Source organism: Acinetobacter sp. HY1485 (assembly GCF_027568475.1).
Lineage (GTDB): Bacteria > Pseudomonadota > Gammaproteobacteria > Pseudomonadales > Moraxellaceae > Acinetobacter.
In genome coordinates, this window is record NZ_JANKZG010000003.1 from 205,376 (window position 1) to 229,728 (window position 24,353).

Sequence of the window (24,353 nt, forward strand, 5' to 3'; positions counted from 1 at the left end):
TTCGTGATAAACCAAGCAATACACAAGAATCTTATTGAGAGGCAGCAAAAATGACTGCCTTATTTTACGACGTTAGGACTGAAAATGACTGATAATGCAACGATTTTGCAACATGTACCCGTAGGGAAAAAAGTAGGTATTGCTTTTTCTGGTGGTTTAGACACCTCTGCTGCACTATTGTGGATGAAGCAAAAAGGTGCAGAACCTTATGCTTATACTGCAAATCTTGGGCAACCAGATGAAGAAGACTACGATGCTATTCCTAAAAAAGCAGAACAATACGGCGCAGTAAAAGCCCGATTAATTGACTGCCGGTTACAGCTTGCATTAGAAGGTATTGCAGCAATTCAGTGTGGCGCATTTCACATTCATACAGGCGGTGTAACGTACTTCAATACAACACCACTTGGTCGTGCAGTTACAGGGACGATGCTTGTTTCTGCAATGAAAGAAGATGACGTTAACATTTGGGGTGATGGTTCGACGTATAAAGGTAACGACATCGAACGTTTTTACCGTTACGGTCTTTTAACCAACCCAAATTTAAAAATTTATAAACCTTGGCTTGATCAAACTTTTATTGATGAGCTTGGTGGTCGTGCCGAAATGTCACAGTTCTTAATTGACAATGGCTTTGACTACAAAATGTCAAAAGAAAAAGCATACTCAACTGACTCAAACATGCTTGGTGCAACACACGAAGCAAAAGACCTTGAGTTTTTAAATGCAGGCATGCACATTGTAGACCCAATTATGGGTGTACCATTTTGGCGTCAAGACATCGAAATTAAACCTGAAACAGTGACTATTCGTTTTGAACAAGGTATGCCTGTTGCATTAAATGGTCAAACATTTAACGACCCTGTGGAACTCATTCTTGAAGCAAACCGCATTGGTGGACGTCATGGTTTAGGAATGTCAGACCAAATCGAAAACCGTATCATCGAAGCTAAATCTCGTGGTATCTATGAAGCACCGGGTATGGCACTTCTACATATTGCATACGAACGTTTAGTGACAGGTATTCATAACGAAGATACGATTGAACAATATCGTATTAATGGTTTACGTTTAGGTCGTTTACTTTATCAAGGTCGTTGGTTTGACTCACAAGCACTGATGCTACGTGAAACTTCACAGCGTTGGGTAGCTAAAGCAATTACAGGTGAAGTAACACTTGAGCTACGTCGTGGTAACGACTACACCATTATGAACACTGAATCAGAAAACCTCACCTATGAAGCAGAACGCTTAACAATGGAAAAAGGTGATTCAATGTTTACCCCAATGGATCGTATTGGTCAGTTAACGATGCGTAACCTAGATATTACGGATACACGTGCAAAACTTGGCATTTATAGCGATGCAGGCTTGCTTGCAGTACCACAAGGTTCTGCCGTACCGCAGTTAGAAACTAAAAAATAAAATTCAAGCCGTCCTTCGGGGCGGCTTTTTTAATTATGATTTTTAGACAATATGCATTATCATTTAATTTATTTTTCCAGTTGAATGACCGTGAAGACAATAACATTAACTCAGCCTGATGATTGGCACGTCCATCTGCGTGATGGTTTAGCCCTTCAACGTACCGTTCCTGATTTAGCACAACAGTTCTCACGTGCCATTTGTATGCCTAACCTTGTGCCACCTGTAAAAACAGTCACAGAAGCAGAAGCATATCGTTCACGCATCATCCAACACGTTCCAAAAGGTAATGCTTTTGATCCATGCATGGTCTTGTATTTTACAGATCATACCTCGCCTGATGAAATTCTAAAGATTAAAAATTCTGAGCATGTCAATGCCATTAAGCTTTACCCAGCAGGTGCAACAACAAATTCAGACAACGGTGTGAGTGATATTACTAAGGTTTATCACGTTATCGAAAAACTAGAAGAATACCAAATTCCGCTTTTACTTCACGGCGAAGTTACTCATGCACATATCGATATTTTTGACCGTGAAAAACGCTTTTTAGATGATGTTCTTGCCCCTCTTCTTAAGACATTTCCAAAACTAAAAATGGTACTTGAGCACATCACGACTGCCGATGCTGCAGAATTTGTACTTGATCAAGGTCAGAATGTGGGTGCAACTATTACACCACAACACTTATTGTTTAACCGCAATGATATGTTAGTAGGTGGTATCAAACCTCATTTTTATTGCTTACCTATTTTAAAACGCCAAACCCATCAAGCCAAATTACTTGAAGTGGCAACTAGTGGTAATCCCAAATTTTTCTTAGGTACAGACAGTGCCCCACATGCTCAAGATGCAAAAGAAAATGCATGTGGTTGTGCAGGTTGTTATAGTGCCACTCATGCCATTGAATTTTATGCTCAAGCATTTGATCAAGTGGGTAAAATTGAGCGTTTAGAAGGCTTTGCAAGCCATTTTGGTGCAGATTTTTACGGACTCCCACGTAATACTGCACAAATTACACTGGTTAAAGAAGATCAGATTATTCCTGAAAGCTTTGACTATTTAGAAAATCAAAAAATTATCCCGCTTTATGCAGGAAAAACCATCCAATGGAGGAAAGTGTGACGTCCGAAAATTTACCAGTGATTGGTCAACGCTTTCGAGGCTTCTTACCTGTGGTTGTCGATGTCGAAACCGCAGGCTTCAACTCACAAACAGATGCTTTACTAGAAATTGCCTGTATTCCAATTGTCTATAACGAAAATGGTGAATTTGTACCTGGGGAAGCGTTACATGCGCATATCAACCCATTTGAAGGTGCAAATTTAGACCGCCGTTCGCTTGAGTTTATTGGCATAGACCCATCTAGCCCATTACGTATTGCGATGGCGGAAGATGAAAAAACAGCACTCAAACGTATTTTTAAAGCTCTAACCGAAGTACGTCGTGAGCAGAAATGTACTCATGCTGTCTTAGTTGGACACAATGCACATTTTGACTTAGGCTTTTTACAAGCAGCTGTTGCTCGTACAGGTACCAAAAACCAAAATCCGTTTCATAGCTTTTCGGTGTTTGATACCGTCACGTTAAGTGCCATGATGTTTGGACAAACTGTACTTGCACGTTCTTGTATGCAAGCAGGTATTGAGTTTGATGGCAAAGAAGCACATTCTGCACTTTACGATACGCAAAAGACAGCAGAACTGTTTTGCTATATTTTAAACAAACTTGCACCTCATACTCTTGACAACTTAGTGGCGGATCAATAAGATACCGCCATCTTCTATACGTCCCTATCGTCTAGAGGCCTAGGACATCGCCCTTTCACGGCGGTAACCGGGGTTCGAATCCCCGTAGGGACGCCATATCTAAAGTGTTGCACACAGCACAATCCAAAACGGTGCCAGTACCGTTAAAACAAATCCACTAAAAATTGCAATTTGTACTTCTTCTTCAGAACAATTATGCTTAATAAATGGTAATGTCGAATCCATTGCGGTTGCACCACATACGCCTATTACTCCGTTTGGCTGTTTTTTACCATACAGGTACAGCAAAATAATGGCATAAAACTCTCTAAATAAATCGGTTAATAGAGCTACTGTACCAAACTCTTCATTACTTAATTGTGCAACCAAAGAGCCAGATAAGCTAAACCAACCAAAACCACCGCCTAACATCAACCATACTTTAAAAGATTGCGGATAAATGAGTGAAACTAATCCTGCACTTGCAATTAAAACAAGAATGGCAATACACGGTACATACACATGACGCCACGTAATTTTAAGAATTTTAACGGTAGATAAATCAATTCCAATTAAAAAAATAATAAAGTACAAAAGGTAAGAAGAATGAATGTCATATCCTTTGGGCACCAACAATGATAATACTGCCCCAATGCCCACCATTGCGATTGCAATAACACACTCTTTAATTGGATTTAAAATATCTTTTATATTTGCTTTTACTGCAATGCTTTGGGTCTTTTTTAATAAGCAAAAAAAAGTAAGTAGCGAAACAATAGAAGCATATACAAATGCTTGTCCAATTAGACCAAATCCCACATGAGGATTTGTTAAAATATCTCCAAACTCAATACCAACAATAATTAAAAGCAACCAAATGGCATAACCAATTAAACCTACAAGTTTTTGCATGCTTAAATATTTTTTGCCAAGTATCCATCCTATTGCTAACGCAAATGCAATAGGCAAAATAGAGGCTAAAATAAGTCCCCACATTCAAATTTCCTCCCTAAAAAAGCCACTATTGCACATTTATAGCTTTTCTCTACAATAATCTGCTTCCTTTTTCATTGAATTTGTTTTCATGTCGTCATCTCACTCTCCGAATGATCCTATGGATCAGGGCAATTCTGCGCCACTGAAACGCGCTATGAGTACCCGACATCTAGTGATGCTGTCACTAGGTGGTGCCATCGGCACAGGCCTATTTTTAGGCTCGGGTGAAGTCATTGCACAAACGGGGCCAGTAGGTGCCATTATTTCTTATTTTTTAGGTGGTTTAATCGCATACATGGTTATGCTGTGTTTGGGTGAACTTGCCGTACATATGCCAGTTTCAGGTTCCTTTGGTAGTTATGCAAACCGCCACATTGGTCCTGCAACAGGTTATATGATTACTTGGGTTTATTGGTTAACATGGACAGCAACACTCGGCACAGAATTTACAGCTGCTGCCTTGCTGATGCAAGAATGGTTTCCTCATGTTTCAATGTGGATTTGGACACTTGCCTTTGCTGCCATTGTTTTTATTTTAAATGTTAGTTCTACACGCATGTTTGCAGAGTCAGAGTTTTGGCTTGCACTCATCAAAGTGGTTACTGTGATTTGCTTTATTGGGCTTGGTTTACTCGCAATTTTTGGTGTTATTCATTATAACAATCAAACTACTGCGCCTTTATTTAGTAACCTCACAGCACATGGTTGGTTTCCACAAGGCTTATTCCCTATTTTTGCCACCATGTTAATTGTAAATTTTGCCTTTTCTGGTACAGAACTGATAGGTGTTGCAGCAGGCGAAACCGAAGATCCAGCGACCAATGTGCCTAAAGCAATTAACGCTTCTATTTGGCGTTTACTTATTTTCTTTGTGGGTACCATTATTGTTATTAGTGCTTTATTACCGTATCAACAAGCAGGCTTAAGCACAAATGACGTAAGTAGCAGTCCTTTTGTTACTGTATTTAAGCATATTGGTATTCCATATGCAGAAGATATTATTCGCTTTGTGATTATCACGGCATTACTTTCTGCTGCTAATTCTGGACTTTATGCAGCATCGCGTATGATGTGGTCGCTTTCAGATAAAAAACAACTCCCTCAAATTTTTTCTAAACTTACACCATCAGGCACACCTATTGTTGCAATTAGCGTAACCATGTTGGGTGCTTTGCCAGGATTGTTATCAGAACACTTTGCACCTGAAACAATTTTCAAAAATTTACTTGGTATTGCCGCATTTACGATGGTGATCGTTTGGACAGTTATTTGTATTTGTCAGTTTAATTTCCGCCGTGAATGGTACAAAGCAGGAAAAACCAAACAGCAATTGCGTTTTGCTGCACCACTATTTCCACTTACACCAATTTTAGGTGGTTTTTTCTGTGTTGTGACCTGTATTAGTATGGCAGCCGATAAAGAAATGCTACCGGGTTTTTATGGTTGCTTAATTTTTGTTGTACTTTGTTACATAAGTCATTTTATTTTCTACCGTAAACAACATTAAAACTGTTTAAAGTGTAGCCCAAGGCTGCACTTTTTTTTATTATGAAAATTATATTTATTCATGGCATTAACCAACAAAAATACAATGCACAAACATTTCAAGATCATTGGTCTAAAGTATTTGACATTGGTGTCAAACAAAACCAATTAGACAGTCAACATATCTCTTTAGAATTTCCCTTTTATGGCGATATACTTCATCATTTTGCACATAAACAAAAAACATTTAAACAGCATCTTTTAGATGCACCAATCCCTTTATTGCCTCACTATAATAAACAAAATAAAAGCTCACTTATTAAAAAATTAGTGGGGATTTCTCAATTTACAAAAGATCACCTTTTAAAAGAGATGATTAGTTTACTCAATCATTTTCCAAATTTTCATGAATCACTTGTACAAAAATTCTTATTTGAAACTTATTTGTACTGGCACGATGCCACATTTCAACAACAAATTTACCATCGTATCGCATCTTGTTTTGATGAAAATGAAGAACATATTGTGATTGCACATTCATTAGGTAGTGTGGTGGCGTACGATTTATTACAACAACTCCCTCACCAGTACAAAGTAAAACGATTTATTACGCTTGCCTCGCCACTACCCTTTAACGTCGTGCAAAAACATATTGTGCAACCAATTCAACGTCCTGCTGTATTACAAGGTGATTGGTATAACTTTTTCTCATCAGATGATTACCTTACAACCAAAGCCATGTTACCGCCTTTGTTTAATTTACAGCCTGCTATTATTAACAAAAAAATTCATACCTTTTTAGATAAACCACATGAAATTATTGGATATTTACAACATCCAAGCGTTATTCGATGTATTTTGCTCAAAAACCAAACATAAAGATAACAATTATTAAAAAAAGATTTGACAGTTTTTTAAATCCCCCCTAATATACGCCCAACTTCTGATGTGTCCCTATCGTCTAGAGGCCTAGGACATCGCCCTTTCACGGCGGTAACCGGGGTTCGAATCCCCGTAGGGACGCCATTTAATTTTTCAGAAGACTCTAGAAGTCCCTATCGTCTAGAGGCCTAGGACATCGCCCTTTCACGGCGGTAACCGGGGTTCGAATCCCCGTAGGGACGCCAAATTCTAAAAAAGCCATCGATTTTTCGGTGGCTTTTTTTTATCTTAAAAAAGGGAACGAATGTTCCCTCTAATATTAATTTGGTACTTGTATTGTACTTCCTAAACGTAATTGAGCCGTAGGTTCAAGATTATTCATTTCTGCAAGTTGCTTCGGTTCTATTCCATATTTATTTGCTAAACGAATGAGATTGTCTCCTGATTTAACTTTATAAGCTGTTGTTAATTTAGGTACACGAATTTTTTTACCGCGTTGTAAGTTTGCTTTTGGACTTAAATCATTAAGTTCTGCAAGTTCTTTAACCGACTTATGATAACGCTCTGCCAAAGCATGTAACGACTCACCTGCTTGTACGGTATATTCTTGTGTATCTGCTGTATCCACCATTACTTTTTTATCAGTAACTGTTGGCTTATCTGCAGGAATATCTCCTGTTAATTTTAGACGTTGCCCTAAACGTACGCCTGATGTTCGAGTTAACCCATTCAATTTTGCAACATTATCTATAGATAAATCATAACGCATTGCAATATTTGATAGATTATCCCCTGCTTGTACTACATATGTATCAGGTGTTTTTTTAACTTGCTCTTGTTGTACAGGTACATTAATTTTCTGTCCTACAAACAAGTTACTACTTGACTCTAAGCCATGTGTTAAAGATGCAAGCTCTTGATTAGATAAACTATAACGATCTGCAATCAATTTAAGATATTCACCACGTTTAACTACATATACCTGTGTTTTAATCTTTTCAGACTTTTCAGACTTTTCAGACTTTTCAGACTTTTCAGACTTTTCAGACTTTTCAGACTTTTCAGACTTTTCAGACTTTTCAGACTTTTCAGACTTTTCAGACTTTTCAGACTTTTCAGACTTTGAAGGTACCGTATTTTTAGGTGCTTTTAGGACTAGTTTTTGTCCAACAAATAAATTACTTGTAACAGTCAAATTATTCCAATCTGCCAAATCTTTTACAGATACGCCAAACTGACTTGCAACCCCTGTTAAGCTATCATTAGGTTGCACCACGTAACTTTCAGGCTTTGCCATAGGCTGTTGCTGAACAGGTTTTGCATTGTACATATACAATGAGGTTCCAACGAATAATGGTGCATTTGGATCAATCTGATTCCACTTGGCAATATCTCGCCAAGATACGCCATTTTTCATTGCAATGATTGCCAGTGTATCACCTGCAACCACAGTATAAGTACTACGCTGTGCTCTAGGTGGTGTTGCGACTACATCTGTATTGGTTTTTATATAGTTTCGATCTTGGTTACGTTTTGCTTCATCAGACCCTTTAGGTACTTGGTCTACGACAGGCTTTGGATAAGAGAAACTCTTTGTAACTTCTTTACCTTCACTATCTGCAATAGATTGGCTTGTCTGAATTGCTGTTAATTTAATTTTGCCATCATACGGATCAACAATTTCAGTTCCTGCTGGGGCAATGGCTTTAATTTCATTGATGACCTGTTGTTGCTCGGTACGATTTGCAACAGGTGCAACCACATTATTAACACTTTCTTTTTCATCTAGTGCTTTAATTTCTGCCTGAATTTTATCGCGCTCTTGATTAGAAATTGGTGGTTCAACTGCGATAGGCTTTGTTGCATTATTATTCACCGCAACAGGAATACGTGGTGCACTTGGTATATCTGCATTTTCTGCAAAAGTTGCAAGTGCAGTCGCACTTTGTGGAATTTTCTTGGTTGGAATTCGCATTGGCTCAACAGGTTTAACAACAGGTGGGGCTACCCATACACCTGATGTGCCTTGTAATGCTAAAAGTTTTTTATCTACAGTTGGGCTAATATCCGATGGAATTAAAATACGGCGCGGGCTAGCAGCGTCAACCGATTCGCCACGGTAACCTGGATTAAGCGAATAAAGTTCTGCGCGTGTTAAACCTGAAATAGAGGAAATTTGATCTAAAGATACCCCCGGCTGTACAAAAATTTCACGAAAGTGAGGGCGGTTTGCAATAGGAGGTAGTGTTACGCCATAAGCACGTGGATTTTTTACAATTTGCGCAACTGCTAAAAAGCGTGGCACATAGTTCATAGTTTCTTGTGGAAGTTTGAGTGACCAATAATCCGTTGGTAATCCTGCTGCCACATTACGATTAATAGCTTGTTGGACACGCCCTGGACCTGCATTATAGGCTGCCAAAGCAAGTTCCCAAGAACCAAACTGATTATATAAACTTCCTAAAAATTCGTATGCAGCACGGGTCGATTCCACAACATCACGGCGTGCATCATAAGCACCCACTTGTTGTAAACCATAAATGCGCCCTGTACTTGGAATCATTTGCCATAACCCTGCTGCCGAAGCCGAGCTAGTTGCAGCAGGATCATATGAACTTTCAATTACAGGCAATAAAGCAAGTTCGGTTGGCATGCCACGGCGTTCTGCTTCTTTGACTGTATGATATAAATAACGACTTGCACGAGCGCTTAAACGATCAATATAGGGTTGACGCGAGATAAACCAGCCTCTTTGAGCATCAATACGTGGATCCCAATGTTTCTCATCCATCTTAAAACCAACGGTCATACGCTTCCACACATCACCATGTTTTAAAATAAGTAAACGATCACCTTCTACTGCGCGCATATCCGTTGCAGATAATAAGTCTTCTAGACTATCTAAAGAACCGGCATCTAAATAATTGCTTTGTTTTGATTTGACTTGTTTATGCGTTACTTGTGGTTTTGATGGGGTTGAGCTACATCCTGAACTTAAAAAAATTGCGGTTACCGTAGAGCTTAACAAAGAAAGCTTAAAAAATTGCGGTGCAGAGAATTGCCACAGTGCTGTGGTGGATTTAAACATATACAATTCCAAACAAGTGATGGAGTATTAATTGTGCCTAGTCATTGTATTAAAGCCCTATGGTTTAACAAGACTCCAATAACGGCATATTACAGATAAATGTTACAAGAAATTAAAAAAAACTAGACAACGGATGAATCAATATGCGTTGCAAGGTAGAATAATGCGTTCCACCGTTCTTTTGAGTTTGGATTTTGTATCATGTCACACACAATTACGCTTTACGTTGATGGCGCTTGTCGGGGAAATCCTGGACTTGGCGGTTGGGGTGCTTACATTATTACACCAAATCAATCCCATAAAATTTGTGGTGGTGCAGACCATACCACCAACAATCGTATGGAGCTTACAGCAGCAATTGAAGGTATTCGTTTTTGCCCAATTGATGCCAAGCTCATTATTTGGACAGACTCAACCTATGTAAAACGTGGTATTACCGAGTGGATTCATAACTGGAAAAAGAAAAACTGGAAAGATGTTAAAAACCCTGACCTATGGAAAATGCTTGATGAAATCTGCCAAAACAGAGACATTGAGTGGCATTGGGTAAAAGGACATGCAGGACACGAGGGCAACGAAATGGCAGATCAACTCGCTAACCAAGGTGCAGATGAATTTAAAAAAAAAGATGATTGGTTACTCGATGATCCCTTTGGTTTAGACCTAGCAGAAGCAGAAGCAGAAGCAGAAGCAGAAGCAGAAGCAGAAGCAGAAGCAGAAGCAGAAGCAGAAGCAGAAGCAGAAGCAGAAGCAGAAGCAGAAGCAGAAGCAGAAGCAGAAGCAGAAGCAGAAGATCAAAACACATCTGCCTCACATTCACACATAAAAATTACAAATGCGACACGCGATTTACTTGGTCCGCGTCAACTCATTTTAGATACAGAAACCACAGGTTTTTACTATCAAGATGGTGACCGCGTAATTGAAGTAGGCGCCATTGAGATGATTAATCGAAAACTCACAGGCAGTTCTATTCATATTTATATTCGTCCCGATAAACCTGTTGGAGATTCCGTAACCGTCCATGGTATTACAGATGAGTTTTTGGAAGATAAGCCTGACTATCAAGAGATTGCCCGCCCCCTATTTGACTATTTAAAAGGGGCAGAAATTATTGCCCATAATGCAACGTTTGATATGAACTTTCTTGATATGGAGTTCGAACGTGCAGGATTTGGAAAACTCTCTGCCGTATGTAGTGTTACCGATACACTTGCGATGGCAAAATACAAACATCCAGGGCAAAAAAATTCGTTAGATGCACTTGTAAGACGTTACGAAATTCCCGCGCGTGATCGTACCTTCCACGGTGCCCTACTTGATGCTGAAATTTTGGCAGATGTATATCTTGCTATGACAGGTGGTCAGGTTGCTTTTGATATTGATGCTTTATCTCGCGATGAACAAAATGATCAAAACAATCAAAAACGTGTAAAATTAGATTTACCATTGCCTGTTATTTTACCGACAGAAGATGAATTAGAAGCACATCAGGCATGGGTAGAAAAAATAGGTGAACACTGTTTATTTGCTCAATAATTTAAATTTGGGTTTTAGTTTAGTTGGTTACACTAAAACCCTATTTGCTTTTTTATTATTCAAATAAACTCTTAAATTACCCAAATATATAATCTTCGAACGTAAATTTAAGCTTATAATCGTATGCAATAAAAATATAGGGTTTAATGGATGAACTTATTTCAAACTACACAAGCGAAAAATCGTCATTATATTGCTGCCATGTGGGCGGGCTTTTGGGGCGGTAATATCTCTAGTTTTGTGAAATGGGGTACGGAAATTCCAATGCCTCCACGTACACCAGATCGTGGTATTCCTCCCAGAGAAATGCTACAAGATTGGGGATTTGATGTTGCAAATATGACATACACCTACTCAGAGCATCTCATTAATTGGGGTGTAGCAGGTATTCATCATGTCTTTTCAATTGTATTTGCATTATTTTACTGTGTTGTTGCAGAAATTTTCCCAAAAATTAAGCTTGGACAAGGTTTAGTCTTTAGCTTATTGGTGACTATTATGTTCCATGGCGTACTTTTACCAATGAATGGTTGGGCACCGCCATTATGGGACTTACCTATGGATGAAATTATTTCTGAAGTGTTTGGGCATGCCGTATGGATGTGGACGATTGAAATTTTCCGCCGAGATATTCGTAACCGTATTACCAAACAACCCGATGCTGAGTTCTGCTAACACTTAAAAGGCTTACTTTGTAAGCCTTTTTTTTGGTTTTAACCGTTAATTGTATTATGATGAACAAAGAACAATTTTAGGCAGGTGCAGAACAAATGTCTTATCAAACTTCTATTCATTTTAATCCTACAGCGCTACTCATGATTAAAACAGAAGTCGATAACTCGATAAAGCAAGTAGAAACAGCGGTTGCAGCACTTGTAGAAGAACAACAGCTTCCTTTTGGTATTGATGATGCACTCTTACAACTACAACAATGCTCCAAAATTCTTTACCTAATTGATCAACCCAAACTTGGACAAATTACCGAGTACTGTGCTGAATTAATGCAAAACATTATGCAACAGCCAAACAACATAGAAAAGATCAAAAATCTAAGCGAAGGCACTGCCATTATTAAACGCTATATTGAATTTAGCTGTTTAAAAGAGGTTAGTATTCCTCAATTTCTACTTGAAAATCTGAACCGTTTAGAACATTCACTGGGTAAACCTCTTACACGTGAAGGACATCAAATCAAACCTTTCTTAGAATGTGTTTCACCAAAGTTCGATTTAAGCGAGATTCAAACCTTAGAAAATTCTAACTACGCCCATCAACTGTATAAATTATGCCTAAAGCAACTTCTTGAACAAAATACAGTTAATGAACATGCGTTTTATGTGGTAGGTGCACAAGTTGCTTCTGTTGCACTTAATACTCCACATGAACAGTATTGGGCATTGGTGTGCCGTGTTTTACAGCAACTTAATCACACATTCATTACTCCAACTCGTTTACGTGTTTTAATTCATCTTGAAACACAAATGGGAGAGTTTTTTAAACACTTGGAAACATTTAACCCTTCTGTAGATGACCTTGCTGATATTTTAAGCTTGTGTATTACACAAGAAAATGTACTTGCTGAACAAATTCGTGAACGTCTTAATTTAGGTGATGATATTTTATCTGATACCCAGTTACAGGTTTTCCGTAGCCAACTTTTTGCACCTGATCATGAGACTGTAAAAACAGTGTCTACGTTGTTAAGCGAAGAAATTACAACGTTACACAAAGAAATTGAGTACAACTACACTACGCTAACTACAGAGCGTACAGATGAAATTAAACAACACCTACACTCGATTGCCCAAGTTTTAACGTTAATCAATTTACCTGACACAGCACAACCGCTCCTAAAAGCCAGTCATACAAGCACTAGTTTTAAAGATGAACAGTTTACACAAACACTGATTAATCACCTATCAAGCGCTTTGAATGATTTAGGTTTATATGTACGCCAAAATACCTCATCTTATTTGCAGTATCCTGTAAATAACAAAGCAATTGCACTTGATCGCTTAGACAATGCATATGAAACCTTGATTAATGAATTAAAAGCTTTGGTTGAACTGTCTAGCAGTACACTCATTAGTTATACGGAAACACAAGATTTAAGCACACTTGAAAGCTTACCGAGTCAATTCAGAGAAATGAGTGGTGCTATTTATTTCTTTATTAACAATCAAAAAGCACAACATGCTTTCTTGGCATGTGCAGCATTTTTAGATCAAAAAATTGAAAGCCAACAACTACTATCGACTCAAGATATTCAAAATATATTGAATGTATGTGCAAGTGCAGATATTTTAATTGATGCTGTTTTAAATCAACAGCCTATTATATTGAGTATGTTTGATGTTGCACTTACCTCTAGCCAACAACTTCAACATGCCGCATAACAATGAAAACAGCTTATATTTTTCAGCAACAAAAACTTGTGGTAGATGAAAATTTTCAACTTCCACAAGTTGAAGTGAAAGCGACAGACCTTACAATTGATCATCATGTTGCTCGCCATTTAGAGGGTGATGTGCCACAAGGCTATCAACTTGTTTCGATGCGTGAGCTCATTACCCAGTGGTCTATTGCAGAGTTTGAGCAAGCAAGCCGTGCCGTACAACTTTTAGAATGGCAACAAAACCATCAATTTTGTGGGCGTTGTGGGCATAAAACAGAGCGTCATGCTCGCGAGTTTTGTATGACTTGCCCATCATGCCAATTGAGACAATACCCACGTATTCAACCCTGTGTCATTACAGTCATTACCAAAGGTAAAGATGAGGTACTACTTGCCAAATCCATCCACCGTAAAGACAACGTATATGGATTAATTGCAGGTTTTGTAGAAGTTGGGGAAACTCTAGAACAAGCAGTTGCGCGTGAAACTGCCGAAGAGGTTGGCGTAACACTTAAAAATATTCGCTATTTAGCCAGCCAACCTTGGCCATTTCCAAGTAATCTGATGCTCGCGTTTCAGGCAGAATATGACAGTGGCGACATTAAAATTCAAGAAGAAGAAATTAAAGATGCACAATTCTTTAATTTAAATCAGCTCCCTGATATTCCTCATAAAGGCAGTATTGCCTATAAAATGATTATGCATGTTGCACACGGCACACCACTTTAACGTGGTGTGAGTGTTTCGGTCAGTGCCATCATAATCGTATCTTTAGTTTTAAAAAAACGACTAAACTGTACGGCTAAACTACCAAGTAAACTTGCATGTCCTGTATGTGGAATACGGTAAACTTGGCTGTTATTGCCCATCTCAAGTAACTTTTTGTGCATATTAAATGTATTACTATTGGCAACTAACAAGTCAGTTGATGCTAATAACATAATATGGTGAATATTATTTTTTTTCACAAAAAAAGATGGCATAACCTCTTGGTAGGTCTTTTTAAGATCGAATGCCTTTTCTAAATTTTTGTCTCCCAAATAATCAAAATGATAAGCGCCTGCAAGTCCTACAATCGCTTTAATTGGACAATCTAAAGTGTAAGCATTTGGATGATATAACGCTGACATCACATTAAAACCACCTGCCGAGTGTCCCATCAAAATGGTGTTTTCTGTTGAAATTCCAAGTTGGGTTTGCTCATTGTGTAAGTAATTTAGGGCTTGTACTAAATCATCAACATAATATGGAAAAATAAATTCAGGTGCTAAACGGTAGTTAATAATTGCCACATCAAAACCATCTTGCGTAAAACTTCCTGCTAAAAACAAAAAGTCTTCTTTTTTACCATTTGACCAAGTTCCCCCATGCACAAATACAATTAATGCACGGTCAGAGCGTGGGTTCTGACTTTTATAAACATCAAGCATTTGGCGTGGATGTGTACCATAAGCGACATCAGCTTTTAAGCTAAACTGTTCTTTTGGCGTAAAATGATTGAGCGTATCTGTAGCAAGATCGTAAATTCTAAAATTTTCGATCTTTTGTTTTGCTTGAGCTAAAAACTTATTCTGCATAAGGTGTTGTCGTCGCAACTGGTGTATCTACTGCTACGGGTGTTTGAGGTGTAGCGGTGGTATTGGTATCCGTGTTATCAATAAGAGTTACAATTTTGGTTACATTACCCACTTGCTGTAAAACATTTTGTAAATCCGCAAGTTCTGCACTATTTAAACGTCCCATCACATACAACACACCATCTTCTGTATGTACAAGTACTTTACTGTCTGAAACAACAGGCGCTTTGGCAATTAAACCACGCGTGTTTGCTGTCACAGCAGTATCTTGCATAATTGTACTGTAGTTAATTTGACTCCCCACCGTAATATAATTATGTACAGCTTTCACCTCACCCATAGATTTTGCATTATCTTCTGCAAGTTGTTTTAAACTTGCATCAGGAACTTGTCCTGTTAACAACACACTGCCAAAAAAGCTTTTCGTGTTAACACGAGACTGTTTAAAACGCGCATCAAGTTTGTATAAGTTAATATTTGCCGTACGTTCAATCGAGTTATCAATCAAAACTTGCCCTAACGAACGTACGCCATTTTCTTTACCTACAGGTGCTGTTCCTGTGCCACCTGCAATAAAACTTGCACAACCTGATAAACTCGCAGCGCACAATAGCGCAAGTACAATACGTTTAGACACGACTAAAAACTCCTTGATCTTTTTACAGAGCTTATCCTAATGTAAATGCGTTTTCTATCCATTTAATGTCTTGTAGTTTTTTTGCAACCATCTGCATTGCGACCACATCAAAACGACAGTCATATGCTTCAAATTGTTCATGTTCTTGTAAAAACCACATCGCTGTTTTAATAATTTTCTTTTGCTTACTCAACGTTACCATTTCAAGAGCTGTGCCATATTGCTTAGATGAACGTGCCTTTACTTCTACAAATACAAGCGTGCTATTTTTTTGCAGAATTAAGTCAATTTCGCCATACATACAGTAATAATTTTTTTCTACAAGCATATAGCCTTGTTGTTGCAGAAATTTTAACGCATAGTCTTCTGCCCAATCCCCGAGTTTTTGCATACTTTTACCCCCTAAATCGGGTAAAATACACTTTTATGCTGTATTAGGAAATGCCATGAGTGCTCAGTTATTTGTTGTTGCCACCCCCATTGGGCACTTAGATGATATGACGTTTCGTGCAATCGAAATTTTAAAATCTGTTAGCTTAATTGCAGCAGAAGATACACGGCAATCAATTCAACTGCTTAAACATTTTAATATTGATACTCCACTCACGGCGTGTCACGATCATAACGAAAGCCACAAAATTAACCAATTGATTGAACAACTTAAAGCGGGACAAAATATCGCCCTAATTAGCGATGCAGGTACCCCTTTAATTAGTGATCCTGGTTTTAAATTAGTTCGAGCAGCTCAAGAACATAATATTCGTGTAACACCCGTACCTGGCGCATGTGCTGCTATTGCTGCATTAAGTGCTGTAGGTTTACCAAGTGACCGTTTTAGTTTTGAAGGCTTTTTACCATCAAAAGCATCACAGCGTTTAGCACAGCTTGAGAAGCTTAAAGACGAAACGCAAACGCTGATTTTTTACGAAGCACCACACCGTATTTTAGAATGTACAAAAAATTTAAGAGATACATTTGGTGCAGAACGTACGGTTGGCTTTGCCCGAGAAATTACTAAAACATTTGAAACTATCAAAAAAATGACGCTTGGAGAATTGGTTGAATTTGTAGAACAAGATCACAACCAACAAAAAGGTGAAATTGTATTAGTAGTGGCAGGTGCACCTCAAGAAAAAGATCTAAGCCAAGAAAAGCTAGATGACCTTTTAAAACGTCTACTCCAAGATTTGTCAGTTAAAGCAGCATCGCAGCTCGTTGCAGACTTAACAGGCATTAAAAAGAAAATTGCCTATCAACGTGCGCTTGAGCTTACCCAATAACTGTACTGCTTTTTTTTTACGTTTTGTCGCTATTGTTGCCGTATTTTTTAACCTAGTCTAATTTAAAAGGACAAGGAGATAAAAATGCAGATTTTAGTGACAGGTGCATCTTCAGGCTTTGGCACAGCCATTAGCCAAACATTAGTACAACAAGGGCATACTGTATATGGTATTGCCCGCCGTAAAGAAAAACTACAACAACTTAAACAACAGTTAGGCGAAAACTTCCATCCAATTTATGCAGATCTCACACAGTTTGATGCTTCAACTTTACCCAAGCAGATTGATGTATTAATTAATAATGCAGGCTTAGCCCTTGGCTTAGAACCTGCTGACCAAGCCAATCTTGCCGATTGGCACACCATGATTAATACCAATATCACCGCAGTTGTGGCACTTACACATGCTGTACTGCCTCTTATGGTGAAACAAGGTATCGGCACAATTATTAATTTAGGCTCTACCGCAGGGCGTTATGCTTATACAGGGGCAAATGTATATGGGGCAAGCAAAGCGTTTATTTCACAATTTAGTGATAATTTACGTACCGATCTTGCAGGTAAAAATATACGTGTGACTACGCTTGCACCAGGGCTATGCAGTGGTACAGAGTTTTCAAATGTCCGCTTTAAAGGTGACAACGAACGTGCAAAAGCAGTTTATGACGATGTAGATGCTATTACACCTCAAGATATTGCAGATACCATCAGTTGGCTTATTCATCTCCCACAACATGTCAATGTTAACTATTTAGAAGTTATGCCTACATGCCAAAACAGTGCAGGACTAAGCGTGACAAAAAAGCACATCGGTTGATGTGCTTAGTCTTCGGCAGGAACTTCTGTAATTCGACCGCCACGCGCTAAAAATGCAGCGATTTCATCTTCCAAAGATTCACGCTGTTTTTGCTTAGCAGTCACTGTCAGGGTTTCTGCTTCTGCATCATCAGATGCATTGGCATTGTCTTCATTTGATGCCCCTTTTTCAGCCGCTTCTGCTTCGTCATCATCTACTGCGTCATCTACATCATCATCGTAATCAGTCATGTTCTATTCTCTGTTTTGAAAAGTCAAAATGTACCAATTTGTTGATGTTTCGCAAAGAGGGTTTTGCTAGTTTTTAGTACAACTATATCGTGTTTTGTTTAAAATATTTAAACCACTTGCCTGATGCATAAACTGATCTTTGAGCTGAGGGATGTTTTGGACACGTTTTAAACCAAAATTACGTAGCCATACTAACAGCGTAAAAGTGGTCGTTTCCAACCAACCAATCGCAGACATGCTATGCATCATGGCTTCGTTTTGCCCTTTACGAATATGCTCGTAACGGCGTAACGTCTGTAAGTTTGCCCACATTCCTCGTGCTTTATCGTTGAGTAATGCATCACACAATACAGCTGCATCTAAACAGCCAATGTTTACTCCTTGCCCCGCCAAAGGATGGATCACATGGGCAGCATCCCCCACTAAAGCTAAACCATCTTGTACATAATGCTCAGCAGCACGTGCTTTTAATGGAAAACTTGCACGTGGCGTTACATCTATAATTTTACCTAGCATGTGTAAACTTGATTTTTCAAGTAATGTTTTAAAAGCATCATCGTCAAGCTTTATGTATTCATCTGTATGATCTTCGGGGAGTGTCCACACAATCGAAACCCAATCATCATCTTTCATGGGTAAAAATGCCAAAGGACCTGTAGGTAAAAAGATTTGACGTGCCACATGTAAATGCGGTTGCTGTGTTTTAATCGCACAACTGATGGCAGATTGTTTATAAGCAAGCGTATCCAATTTAATCATAGCTTGCTCACGTACAAATGAATTTGCCCCATCTGCACCTATCACCAATTTGGTCTGCACTTGCGTACCATCTGCTAATGTAATACACCAACCTTTGACAGCTTTTTCTACACGCGTCACTTGCACACAAGTACGGTAGTCGGCAATTTTTTGTTGCATTTGTGCCTGTATTGCGAGGTTAAGCACACTTGGCTCAACCATAGAACCCAACCACTGCGAACGTTCAGGAGCTGTTGTGGGTTGTCCAAATTCAATGTCGCCATAGCCATTTTGGTTCCATACATGCATACCTGTATAGGGCATGTGGCGTGCAACTTTATCCCATACGTTTACTGTTTCGAGTAACTGAATAGTGGCTTTACTTAAAGCCAATACACGAGGGTTAGTGGTTGCAAGTACCTTATCTGCATCCAATATAGGTGCGGCATCAAGTACAGTGACATTTACCCCACTTTGTTGCAATAACAAGGCTGTTAAACCACCAACAAGTCCACCACCCACAATCACAACATCTTTCATGCTTTTAACCCCATGGCATAATTGGCAACTAATGGCTTAATGCCTGGTACAAAATCAAAGGCAAGTAAACCTGCATTACGGGCAAATTTTAATAACGGATGGTTATTACTAAAGCCCCGTACCACGCTGTCACAAAATTTAATAACGCGTGCTTGGTCTTTTAACCGTGATTGCTCATAAGCCAATAATGTTTCAGGTGTCCATTCATGTTCTGTCAGATACCGTACTAATACATCGGCATCACGTAAACATAAGTTAAAACCTTGCCCTGCCACAGGGTGAATAGTATGTGCAGCATTGCCCATCAACACTACACGACCAACTGCTTGTTTATGACTGAGTACTTGCGATAGTGGATAGCAAAAACGGCGTCCTGTTTTTTCAAAACGTCCTGCTCTGTCGCCATAAGTTTTTTGTAAAAGATCCAAAAATGGTTGATCTTCACCTAACCATTGTTGTTCTGTACCTTTTACCACAGGAAAGACCACAGAACGGCGGTACTCACCCGGTAAAGGCAATAAAGCAAGAGGTCCTAATGGACTAAAGCGCTCAAATCCTACATGGTTGTGTGGTTTAGATGTTTGCACAGTTGTTACAATGGCAACTTGTTCGTAATCATGCTCATCTACGCCAATACCTAACGCTTTACGGCAAAAAGAATCGCGCCCATCTGCTGCCACAACTAAAGCTGAACTCAGTTGTAAAGTTTGATCGCCTTGTTTGGCAGTAATGGTTACAGTGTCATTATCTTGTACCAACTGCGTTACTTGTACATTATCAATCAGCTCAATATTTGGATTTTGACGTACTTGTGTGAGTAAGACTCGACCAAGCCATGCGTTCTCAATCACTTGCCCAAAACTTTCTACTTTTTCTTGCTCGGCTAATAGTCTCGCCTTACCAAAACCGCCCTCTTCAGTGATATGCACTTGTAAGATTGGTGTAGCATGTTGTTGTAATTTTTCCCACAAACCTAATTTTTGATAGATTTGTACACTACGGCGTGACAAAGCACTATTACGTGCATCAAAACTCGAATGATAAGTGAGTTCTTGTTCTGTATATTCAGGATACTTAATTGCTTCAAGCAACTTAACCTGAATTTTTTGTTTGGCAAGCATGAGGGCAAGGCTTAAACCCACCATGCCCCCACCCACAATAATAATGTCTTGCATAATTAACCCGCCATTAATTGTTCAATTGCATCAATATCTTTCACTACATTGGCTGTTAGAACATGCGGTTCTTTTTCAGTTACTAATACATCGTCTTCAATACGGATTCCAATGCCACGCCATTTTTCTTCTACGGTGTCATCGTCAGGTGCGATATATAAACCCGGTTCAATAGTTACTACCATGCCTGCTTGTAACGGACGCGCTTGCCCTTTTATTTTGTATGCACCTACATCATGCACATCTATGCCTAACCAATGCCCTGTACCATGCATGTAAAATTGACGATATGCTTCTTCTACAATAAGTTTATCTACATCTCCACTGAGCAAACCTAAATCTACTAAACCTTGCGTTAAAATTTTTACTGCAATGTGATGTGGCTCGTAATAACTATTGCCTGCACGTACTGCATCAATGGCAGCATATTGGGCTTTGAGTACCACCTCATAAAGTGCACGTTGCTCAGGCGAAAACTTTCCATTTACAGGAAATGTACGGGTAATATCAGCGGCATAAAACTCATATTCACAACCTGCATCAATCAGCACCAAATCTCCCGATTGAAGTGGTTGGTTATTTTCAACGTAGTGCAAAATACAGCCATTTTTACCACCACCTACAATACTGCTATAAGCAGGTACGCCCCCATTTTTAGCAAAAATATAGTTAATTTCTGCTTCTAGAGCGTATTCCATCATATTGGGTTGAATAGTTTGCATCGCACGCGTATGTGCCTCACAACTAATATCCGCCGCTTTTTGCATCAACTCAATTTCTTGAGATGACTTAATCAAACGCATTTCATCAATCAATGGGTTAAGCTGTACAAGTTGCTCAGGTGCTTGTTGGCGTTGGCTTTGAATCGTTTTAATCCATTGACTAATACGCGTATCTAACGAACTGCCAATTCGGTAATAAACTTTTTCTTTATTAATTAATTTATCAATGATTTCTTCATCAAGAAGTTCAATTGCACAGGCTTCGTCTGCATCAAAATCCTCAATTGCACCGTCTATACCTGCACGGTAACCATTCCAAATTTCCATGTCGCGGTCACGTTCACGACAAAATAATGTATAGGTATATTCGTCAGGTGAATCAAATGTTTCAATTACAGCCACCGCTTCAGGCTCAGGAAAACCCGTCAAGTAATAAAAACTACTGTCTGCACGGTATTTGTAATCTGCATCGTTATTACGATATGCCACAGGGCTCGTTTGAATAATTGCAATACTATTTGCACCCATTTGCGTAGCTAAGCGTGTACGACGTTCTGTAAACATATGATTCACCTTATTATTTTAACTCGGACGGTGTGGATTAAACATTTCAACAGGTTCTACATAAACTTGTTTAAGCAATGTACTCTCTGAAACAGGGATTTTTTTACGTCCAACCGATAAACTTACAGGAATTAAGCGCACAAACTCATAAAGTTCTTGATAGCTTTCTTCACCTTCTTCGTCATCGTCTGAATCTTCAAACTCAACTGCTGCAACATCTTGTAGATGCTCAATCAATTCTTGTTCGTTTGAACGAATATGCCCTGAACCTAAGCCAAAGCCTAACACAACACCTGCACACCAGTCTGCTAATGCTTGTACACGCTCGCCTAGAACATGCTCATCATCAGGTAGCATAGGCACATAGTCCAACTCATCTTCTAATAATGCATGAGCCACATCTTCGGCTTCTTCTGTAAGCAATGCCAACTGTGTTGGGCTGAGCGTTGGTACATTTAATGTTGAAAGAATTTTTAACCATTCTTCTTGATTTGGTGTTTCTGTCACACAAACTATACCTGTAAGCAGTCCATGTAACTCACTTGGGCTTGTAATTTCTTCAATTTTAGAAAAATTAATTTCCCACTCTGACCAACCTGTAATATCGTCTTGCATTCGTCTTTCCAATCTCTATACTGCGTATATATTACCTTTGTTTGCAACACTGTGCGACCACGATATGTTAGAAGAATTAAAGCAACTTCAAATTCAGATTGAAGGCTTAAAAGATCGCCAAAAAAGATTGGAAAAAGAAAATGCAACCCTGCGTGAAAATCAAAAACAGGCAGAAAAGCAATTTGAGGAACAACTTGCTCAAAAAGAGCGTAAAATTACGCATCAACAAGATGAAGCAACTGTTCTGAAAACCAAATTTGAAGATCTTAAGCATCATCATAAACAGCTTAAAGAAGACTCAAGCACACTTGCCGAGCGTTATAGCCGTTTAGATAAAGGCTGTAACGACCTTAAATCACGCTTCCAAGAAATTTTAACGGAACGCAATGAGCTCAGAGTCAGTAAAGAAAAATTACATAACGATCAACGCCATGCCGAACAACAACTCACAGAGCTTCAGCATGAACGTGAACATTTGATTGCCAAAAATACGCAAGCCAAACATAAAATTGATGCCATTATTCAACGCTTAAGTACGTTGGGTACAGATGAACAGGCGCAAGAAATTCAGCAACTTGCCCATCCGATTGAGGACTAATCCATGAGTGAAGCTGTAACTGTTGAACTTCGCCTCATAGAGCAAATTTTTAGACTCTCTACCACACGCGAAAAAAAAGCCGACTTAGAAAAAGCGGCTGATTTACTAAACGAGAAATTTCAAGAATTCAGACGTAATGCCCCGCGTGTTGAGCATAATAAACTCGTGATTATGGTCGCCCTTGAACTCATGCAAGAAATTTTAGCAATGGATAAAACCCTTACAGAAATCAATGAATGTAAATCTCTTGTAAATACATTACTTGAAAGTACAAAAGCACACCAACTGTAACTTTTCATAGCGCTCTATTTTCGCTATAATCATATTAGTTTCTGAGGTGTTCGCCAGCGGTCAAATTCCCCTGAGCCGATATCAACACTTTAGGGTGTTTTCTGCATATTTAGCGTGTATGCCTACCTTGAGTAGGAAACCCATCAAGTATACGTTACACCCACCTTGAACTTTAGGGTTCAAGGGTAATGACATGCAGCGGCATCTTGGGACTACTTTTCTACCGCTTTCCACATCTTTAAAGCAGCGACTGTTGCTTTTACATCATGTACTCTTATAATTTGCGCACCTTTTTGTACACACAATAAGTGTCCTATTACACTGCCTGTAATACGATCATCTGCAATTTCTGATACAAAACGCTTACGAGATAATCCCGCTAAAATTGGATAACCAAGCACTTTTAATTGCTCAAATTGTTTTAGAATTTCTATGTTTTGCTCAGTATTTTTTGCAAAACCAAAGCCGGGGTCTACAATAATATTGTCTGCTTTTACCCCTGCCTCTAAAGCAAGTTTAATTTTTTCTTTTAATTCTCTTAAAACTTCCTGCATAACGTCATTGTAATATGCAAGTTGGTTCATCGTCGTGGGTTCACCACGCATATGCATGAGTACCACAGGAATATTAAGCGCTGCTGCGGTTTCTAGTGCATGTGGTCGAGTCAATGCGCGCACATCATTCCAAATATGTGCTCCTGCTTGAACAGCCTGTTTAATTACTTCAGGTTCACTTGTATCAATTGAAATTTTTACATTGTATTTTGCAAGTTCTTTAACAACAGGAATCACTCGTTCAAGTTCTTCTTGTACATCAACACTTGCTGCACCCGGGCGTGTAGACTCCCCTCCAATATCAATGATCGTTGCACCCTCTTCTATCATTTGCAGTGCATGCGCCACAGCCTGTTCTTTTTGGTTATGTTGTCCACCATCACTAAATGAGTCTGGTGTAACGTTTAAAATACCCATTACTTCAATCATACTTTTTCCTCTTAAAAAAAAGAGCCACC

The 24,353-nt window shown here is 38.9% G+C and carries 24 protein-coding genes, 3 tRNA genes and 1 other RNA gene; 17 read left to right on the forward strand and 11 right to left on the reverse strand.

Annotation, left to right across the window (positions count from 1 at the left end; translation table 11 throughout):
* Window positions 1–84: 84 nt before the first annotated feature.
* The 4 genes from argG (at window position 85) to PCI70_RS04825 (ending at window position 3,290) form a co-directional block, all read left to right on the forward strand.
* On the forward strand, window positions 85–1,425 hold the full coding sequence (argG, locus tag PCI70_RS04810; RefSeq protein ID WP_269914214.1) for an argininosuccinate synthase: 1,341 nt from the start codon (window positions 85–87) through the stop codon (window positions 1,423–1,425).
* A 90-nt stretch (window positions 1,426–1,515) separates the two neighbouring features.
* The gene (pyrC, locus tag PCI70_RS04815) at window positions 1,516–2,550 is read left to right on the forward strand and encodes a dihydroorotase (protein ID WP_269914215.1); all 1,035 of its coding nucleotides are present in this window, start codon (window positions 1,516–1,518) and stop codon (window positions 2,548–2,550) included.
* Window positions 2,535–3,194, forward strand: a complete 660-nt coding sequence (rnt, locus tag PCI70_RS04820) for a ribonuclease T (RefSeq protein WP_269914216.1) — start codon at window positions 2,535–2,537, stop codon at window positions 3,192–3,194. The genes pyrC and rnt overlap by 16 nt, the downstream gene beginning before the upstream one ends.
* A 20-nt stretch (window positions 3,195–3,214) precedes the next feature.
* Window positions 3,215–3,290: transfer RNA gene (locus PCI70_RS04825), tRNA-Glu, on the forward strand.
* Window positions 3,291–3,293: 3 nt separating this feature from the next.
* Here the strand turns inward: PCI70_RS04825 and PCI70_RS04830 are convergent.
* Entirely contained in the window at window positions 3,294–4,169 is an 876-nt protein-coding gene (locus tag PCI70_RS04830) for a lysine exporter LysO family protein (protein WP_269914217.1), read from the reverse strand.
* Between the two features lie 88 nt (window positions 4,170–4,257).
* Here PCI70_RS04830 and PCI70_RS04835 point away from each other — a divergent pair, with 88 nt between their 5' ends.
* The 4 genes from PCI70_RS04835 (at window position 4,258) to PCI70_RS04850 (ending at window position 6,781) form a co-directional block, all read left to right on the forward strand.
* On the forward strand, window positions 4,258–5,676 hold the full coding sequence (locus PCI70_RS04835) for an amino acid permease (protein WP_269914218.1): 1,419 nt from the start codon (window positions 4,258–4,260) through the stop codon (window positions 5,674–5,676).
* Window positions 5,677–5,717: 41 nt separating this feature from the next.
* Window positions 5,718–6,533 (forward strand): hypothetical protein, encoded by an 816-nt coding sequence (locus PCI70_RS04840; RefSeq protein ID WP_269914219.1) that lies wholly within the window; start codon window positions 5,718–5,720, stop codon window positions 6,531–6,533.
* A gap of 71 nt (window positions 6,534–6,604) precedes the next feature.
* A tRNA-Glu gene (locus PCI70_RS04845) sits at window positions 6,605–6,680 on the forward strand.
* Between the two features lie 25 nt (window positions 6,681–6,705).
* A tRNA-Glu gene (locus PCI70_RS04850) sits at window positions 6,706–6,781 on the forward strand.
* A gap of 74 nt (window positions 6,782–6,855) precedes the next feature.
* Here PCI70_RS04850 and PCI70_RS04855 read toward each other — a convergent pair.
* Complete coding sequence (locus tag PCI70_RS04855) at window positions 6,856–9,624, reverse strand: LysM peptidoglycan-binding domain-containing protein (RefSeq protein ID WP_269914220.1); 2,769 nt, start codon at window positions 9,622–9,624, stop codon at window positions 6,856–6,858.
* A 201-nt stretch (window positions 9,625–9,825) separates the two neighbouring features.
* Between PCI70_RS04855 and dnaQ the strand changes: the two genes are divergently transcribed.
* From dnaQ to nudC, 4 genes are all read left to right on the forward strand, one after another.
* Entirely contained in the window at window positions 9,826–11,163 is a 1,338-nt protein-coding gene (dnaQ, locus tag PCI70_RS04860; RefSeq protein ID WP_269914221.1) for a DNA polymerase III subunit epsilon, read from the forward strand.
* A 150-nt stretch (window positions 11,164–11,313) separates the two neighbouring features.
* On the forward strand, window positions 11,314–11,838 hold the full coding sequence (locus PCI70_RS04865; protein ID WP_269914222.1) for a YagU family protein: 525 nt from the start codon (window positions 11,314–11,316) through the stop codon (window positions 11,836–11,838).
* A gap of 95 nt (window positions 11,839–11,933) precedes the next feature.
* On the forward strand, window positions 11,934–13,559 hold the full coding sequence (locus PCI70_RS04870; protein ID WP_269914223.1) for a chemotaxis protein: 1,626 nt from the start codon (window positions 11,934–11,936) through the stop codon (window positions 13,557–13,559).
* 2 nt (window positions 13,560–13,561) lie between these two features.
* Window positions 13,562–14,287 carry an NAD(+) diphosphatase gene (gene nudC, locus PCI70_RS04875; protein WP_269914224.1) on the forward strand — a complete coding sequence of 242 codons (726 nt, stop codon included), beginning with the start codon at window positions 13,562–13,564 and terminating at the stop codon, window positions 14,285–14,287.
* Here nudC and PCI70_RS04880 read toward each other — a convergent pair.
* The 3 genes from PCI70_RS04880 to PCI70_RS04890 are packed head-to-tail and all read right to left on the reverse strand — an operon-like array spanning window position 14,284 to window position 16,163.
* A complete protein-coding gene (locus PCI70_RS04880) occupies window positions 14,284–15,135 on the reverse strand; it encodes an alpha/beta hydrolase (RefSeq protein WP_269914225.1) in 852 nt (283 codons plus the stop codon). The two genes, nudC and PCI70_RS04880, sit on opposite strands and share 4 nt — an antisense overlap.
* Window positions 15,125–15,772 carry a BON domain-containing protein gene (locus PCI70_RS04885; protein WP_269914226.1) on the reverse strand — a complete coding sequence of 216 codons (648 nt, stop codon included), beginning with the start codon at window positions 15,770–15,772 and terminating at the stop codon, window positions 15,125–15,127. Before PCI70_RS04885 ends, PCI70_RS04880 begins: the two co-directional genes overlap by 11 nt.
* A gap of 31 nt (window positions 15,773–15,803) precedes the next feature.
* Window positions 15,804–16,163 carry a YraN family protein gene (locus PCI70_RS04890; RefSeq protein ID WP_269914227.1) on the reverse strand — a complete coding sequence of 120 codons (360 nt, stop codon included), beginning with the start codon at window positions 16,161–16,163 and terminating at the stop codon, window positions 15,804–15,806.
* 55 nt (window positions 16,164–16,218) lie between these two features.
* On the opposite strand from PCI70_RS04890, the gene rsmI reads away from it, so the two are divergent.
* On the forward strand, window positions 16,219–17,052 hold the full coding sequence (gene rsmI / locus PCI70_RS04895; RefSeq protein WP_269914228.1) for a 16S rRNA (cytidine(1402)-2'-O)-methyltransferase: 834 nt from the start codon (window positions 16,219–16,221) through the stop codon (window positions 17,050–17,052).
* Between the two features lie 84 nt (window positions 17,053–17,136).
* A complete protein-coding gene (locus tag PCI70_RS04900; protein WP_269914229.1) occupies window positions 17,137–17,868 on the forward strand; it encodes an SDR family NAD(P)-dependent oxidoreductase in 732 nt (243 codons plus the stop codon).
* A gap of 5 nt (window positions 17,869–17,873) precedes the next feature.
* Here the strand turns inward: PCI70_RS04900 and PCI70_RS04905 are convergent, their stop codons facing one another.
* The 5 genes from PCI70_RS04905 to PCI70_RS04925 all read right to left on the reverse strand — a co-directional run bounded on the left by PCI70_RS04905 (window position 17,874) and on the right by PCI70_RS04925 (window position 22,452).
* Window positions 17,874–18,098 carry a hypothetical protein gene (locus PCI70_RS04905; protein ID WP_269914230.1) on the reverse strand — a complete coding sequence of 75 codons (225 nt, stop codon included), beginning with the start codon at window positions 18,096–18,098 and terminating at the stop codon, window positions 17,874–17,876.
* A 66-nt stretch (window positions 18,099–18,164) separates the two neighbouring features.
* The gene (locus PCI70_RS04910; protein WP_269914231.1) at window positions 18,165–19,376 is read right to left on the reverse strand and encodes an FAD-dependent monooxygenase; all 1,212 of its coding nucleotides are present in this window, start codon (window positions 19,374–19,376) and stop codon (window positions 18,165–18,167) included.
* Window positions 19,373–20,554, reverse strand: a complete 1,182-nt coding sequence (locus PCI70_RS04915; RefSeq protein WP_269914301.1) for an FAD-dependent oxidoreductase — start codon at window positions 20,552–20,554, stop codon at window positions 19,373–19,375. Before PCI70_RS04915 ends, PCI70_RS04910 begins: the two co-directional genes overlap by 4 nt.
* Entirely contained in the window at window positions 20,554–21,837 is a 1,284-nt protein-coding gene (gene pepP, locus PCI70_RS04920; protein ID WP_269914232.1) for a Xaa-Pro aminopeptidase, read from the reverse strand. The genes PCI70_RS04915 and pepP overlap by 1 nt, the downstream gene beginning before the upstream one ends.
* Before the next feature lie 18 nt (window positions 21,838–21,855).
* Window positions 21,856–22,452, reverse strand: coding sequence for a UPF0149 family protein (locus PCI70_RS04925; protein WP_269914233.1), 597 nt, complete (start codon window positions 22,450–22,452; stop codon window positions 21,856–21,858).
* A gap of 64 nt (window positions 22,453–22,516) precedes the next feature.
* Between PCI70_RS04925 and PCI70_RS04930 the strand changes: the two genes are divergently transcribed.
* The 3 genes from PCI70_RS04930 (at window position 22,517) to ssrS (ending at window position 23,558) form a co-directional block, all read left to right on the forward strand.
* Window positions 22,517–23,050 carry a hypothetical protein gene (locus PCI70_RS04930; protein ID WP_269914234.1) on the forward strand — a complete coding sequence of 178 codons (534 nt, stop codon included), beginning with the start codon at window positions 22,517–22,519 and terminating at the stop codon, window positions 23,048–23,050.
* 3 nt (window positions 23,051–23,053) lie between these two features.
* A complete protein-coding gene (locus PCI70_RS04935) occupies window positions 23,054–23,341 on the forward strand; it encodes a cell division protein ZapA (protein ID WP_269914235.1) in 288 nt (95 codons plus the stop codon).
* Between the two features lie 35 nt (window positions 23,342–23,376).
* A non-coding RNA gene (gene ssrS, locus PCI70_RS04940) (6S RNA) lies at window positions 23,377–23,558 on the forward strand.
* On the opposite strand, the gene folP is transcribed toward ssrS, so the two are convergent.
* Entirely contained in the window at window positions 23,554–24,324 is a 771-nt protein-coding gene (gene folP, locus PCI70_RS04945; RefSeq protein WP_269914236.1) for a dihydropteroate synthase, read from the reverse strand. The two genes, ssrS and folP, sit on opposite strands and share 5 nt — an antisense overlap.
* Window positions 24,325–24,353 lie beyond the last annotated feature (29 nt).